This is a genomic window from Streptomyces sp. NPDC030245, assembly GCF_055572995.1.
On sequence record NZ_JBVICF010000025.1, the window covers coordinates 1 to 3,518 of the forward strand.

Annotated in this window: 4 protein-coding genes; 3 read left to right on the plus strand and 1 reads right to left on the minus strand. The window is 69.4% G+C overall.

The features are described from left to right. Both ACZ4Z4_RS38165 and ACZ4Z4_RS38170 read left to right on the plus strand, forming a co-directional pair. Positions 1-268, plus strand: a 268-nt coding sequence (locus ACZ4Z4_RS38165; RefSeq protein ID WP_468338470.1) for an adenosylhomocysteinase, incomplete at its 5' end; no start/stop codon positions are given. A 208-nt stretch (positions 269-476) separates the two neighbouring features. Next, positions 477-1,091, plus strand: coding sequence for a hypothetical protein (locus ACZ4Z4_RS38170; RefSeq protein WP_468338473.1), 615 nt, complete (start codon positions 477-479; stop codon positions 1,089-1,091). Between the two features lie 27 nt (positions 1,092-1,118). On the opposite strand, the gene ACZ4Z4_RS38175 is transcribed toward ACZ4Z4_RS38170, so the two are convergent. Next, on the minus strand, positions 1,119-2,090 hold the full coding sequence (locus ACZ4Z4_RS38175; RefSeq protein WP_468338476.1) for an RDD family protein: 972 nt from the start codon (positions 2,088-2,090) through the stop codon (positions 1,119-1,121). 98 nt (positions 2,091-2,188) lie between these two features. Between ACZ4Z4_RS38175 and ACZ4Z4_RS38180 the strand changes: the two genes are divergently transcribed. Continuing rightward, on the plus strand, positions 2,189-3,196 hold the full coding sequence (locus ACZ4Z4_RS38180; protein ID WP_468338479.1) for a stage II sporulation protein M: 1,008 nt from the start codon (positions 2,189-2,191) through the stop codon (positions 3,194-3,196). The last annotated feature ends 322 nt before the right edge of the window (positions 3,197-3,518 follow it).

A 3,518-nucleotide genomic window follows, 5' to 3' on the forward strand; every position in this document is an offset into this window, starting at 1 on the left:
GCTCAACCTGGGCAACGCCACCGGGCACCCGTCCTTCGTGATGTCCAACTCCTTCGCCGACCAGACGCTGGCCCAGATCGAGCTGTTCACCAAGCAGGAGCAGTACCCCACCGGCGTCTACGTCCTGCCCAAGCACCTGGACGAGAAGGTCGCCCGCCTCCACCTGGACGCGCTGGGTGTGAAGCTGACGACGCTGCGCCCGGAGCAGGCTGCCTACATCGGTGTCGAGGTCGAGGGTCCCTTCAAGCCCGACCACTACCGCTACTGATCCTCGACCGGCCACTGGCCGCCGGCCGGCCGCTGGTCAGCCCCACCTCAGCAGGCCCTCGCCCCCGCGGCGGGGGCCTGCCCCTTTGAGGCGATACCTACAGCTCAGCTCGAGGCGACACTTATAGCTCAGCCCGCGACACCCACAGAGCAGCTCGCGATACCTACAGCTCAGCGCAGAAACCCGACCGAGGACCAGGACCCAGCCCATGCCCCGCGGCCGATATTCGCTTCACGATCCGCACGATCACACCCCCCTCGGTGAAGAACACTTCCACTGCGCGCCCGGCCCCTCCGGCTGGCGCTACGTCTCCCAACGAACCACCCCTTCCGGCACCCCCGCCGGCTCCGTCGACCTCGCACTCGACGACCGCGGTCGCCCCATCCGCCTGGAACTGCGCGCAGGCGACTGGCAGGTCCGCGCCGGCGCCCTCAACGGCGTCACCTGGGTCCGCACCGACCCCACAGGCGCCCACGCCACCGAAGACAACGCCCCCGCCCACGCATTCACCGGCACATCCCCCGCCTTCCTCATCGCGACGGCCCGGCTCCTGCGCCTGACCCCCGCTTCCCCCGCGACCCGTATCCGCCTGGTCGCCTTCACAGACCCGGTCCTGGCCCCCCGCACCCTCGACCAGTCCTGGACCTTGCTGAAAAGCGAAGCACACGCCACTGACAACGGCCCTCTGATCGTGGACGAGTACCAGGTCACGGCCCTGGACACCGGCGAACAGCACACCGTCCACATCGCCGGCGACGTCGTCCTCGCGGCCCCCGGCATCGAGCTGGAGCACCTCGAAACCCCACCGTCGACTTTCGCCTGACGGCCGCCGGCCCTCGCCTGACACGGATCAGGCAGGCGGCTGGAACCCGGTAACCGGCCGAGATGCCTCCGCCTCCTGGCCGGCAGGAGCAGGAGCAGGAGCCGGAGCAGGAGCAGGAGCAGGAGCAGGAGCAGGCCGGACGGGAGGCGGAGCAGAAGCGACCGAGTGAGCACCGCCCCCGACGGCACCGGAGCCACCCACAGCCCCCGAGCCACCCACATGGTCAGAGCCCACACCACCACCGCCACCGCCGCTACCAGCAGCCCGCCGCGCATCCCGCGTCTGCCGCTCGTGCACCACGGCCGCCAAATACGCGGCAGGCGGCACCCCGTGGGGCGCCGGAGCGCCGGTCCGTTCCGCCAGATCCCCGGCGAGCCGCTCCGCCATCGCCCAGCCCACCTGCGGATCCAGCTGCTGCATCCGCGTCAGGTACTGCCGGATGGCCAGCCACAGACTCTCCGGCACTCCTGAGAGGTCAAGCCCGGAGAACTGCCCCACCAGCCAGGGCGGCGGCGGGGGAACGAACGCCGCACGCCCCGCGGGCACCCGCTCACGCACGACCAGCGTCCCCGCGAACACATCCCCGAGCCGCCGCCCCCGCGCCGACACCAGCGACGCGATGCACGCGACGACCCCGAATGTCAGCAGGATCTCGACGACCCCGATGGCCCCCCGCACCAGCGCGTGCCGGAACCGAATGGGCCCGCCGTCGTCCCGCACCACGCGCAACCCGCACGCCAGCTTCCCGAGAGACCGCCCGTGGCTGAGCGTCTCGACGGCGATCGGCCCACCGACCAGAACCAGCACGAAGCTGGCCACCGCCACCGCGGCGGCCGCGGCATCGTCCAAGGAAGAAGTCGAGGCGACGATCCCGATGGTCACGCCCAGATACACCGCCCATGCCACGACCATGTCGATCAGCACGGCCAGCGCCCGACTGGGCAGCTTCGCGGGCCGCAGCTCCAGCGCCACCGCCTCGCCCGTCACCAGCTCACTCACGCCGCCACCCCTTCCCCGCACTGCCGTAGGACTGGCCAGTCTGCCAAGCTGATGCATCACGCGCCGCAGTGCGAGGAGCTACGAGGAGCAGTCAACCGATGGACCTCGACGTCTTCGTGTCGTCCCACCGAGCCGAGTGGGACCGACTGGAAGCCTTGCTGCGCCGCCAGCGCCGCCTCACCGGAGCCGAGGCCGACGAACTCGTCACTCTCTACCAACGCGCCGCGACCCACCTCTCCCTGATCCAGTCCACCGCACCCGATCCGCAGCTCACCGGGCGCCTCACACATCTGGTGGCACGCGCGCGGAGCGCCGTGACGGGCACACGCCGCGCCTCTTGGCGAGACGTGACCCGCTTCCTGACACACGGCTTCCCCGCAGCGGTCTACCGATCCCGCCGCTGGTGGATACCCACCGCCCTGCTCTCGACGGTCCTGGCAGCGGTGATCGGCTGGTGGATCGGCACCCACCCCGAAGTGCAGTCCACGATCGCCGCCCCGAGCGAGCTCCGCGAGATGACCCGCCCCGGCGGCCAGTACGAGACGTACTACTCCAGTCACCCCGCGACCTCTTTCGCCGCCCAGGTCTGGACGAACAACGCCCAGGCAGCCGCGATGTGCCTGGTCCTGGGAGCCTTCCTCTGCTTCCCCGTCCTCTGGGTCCTCTTCCAGAACATGCTCAACCTCGGTGTGGGCATCGGCCTGATGTCCTCTGCCGGCCGCCTCGACACCTTCCTCGGCCTCGTCCTCCCGCACGGCCTCCTCGAACTGACGGCGGTCTTCGTAGCCGCCGGCACAGGCCTGCGCCTCGGCTGGACCGTCATCGACCCGGGCCCCCGCCCCCGCCGCACCGCCCTGGCGGAGGAGGGCCGCGCGGCCCTCGGCATGGCCATCGGCCTGGCCCTGGTCCTCTTCGTCTCCGGCGCCATCGAAGGCTTCGTCACCCCGTCAGGCCTCCCGACCTGGGCCCGCATCACCATCGGAATCGCCGCCGAACTGGCATTCCTCGCGTACGTCTATGTGCTGGGCGGCAGAGCGGCCCGTGCGGGCGAGACGGGGGACCTGGACCAGGACGAACGCAGCGCTTCGGTCCCCCTCGCAGCGTGATGTGCGTACGGCCCGGCTGACCTGCTAGTCTCCTCATCGCCCCGGAAAAACCGTTGACACGGAAGGACCGGGGAGGTAGATTCGAACAGTTGCCTAGAGCTGGACAAGTCCAGCGGCACCAGTTAAAGTCTGTCTGCTTCTTGAATTTCATTGACGAGAAGCCACCCCCGATGATTCGGAATGCGAAGCCGGTAAGACCGGCCGAAAACTTCTGATAAAGTCGGAATCGCCGGAAAGGGAAACGCGAAAGCCGAAAGGCCGGAGCGGGAACCGGAAAGGCACCGAGGAAATCGGACACGAAAGAGTCTGATAGAGTCGGAAA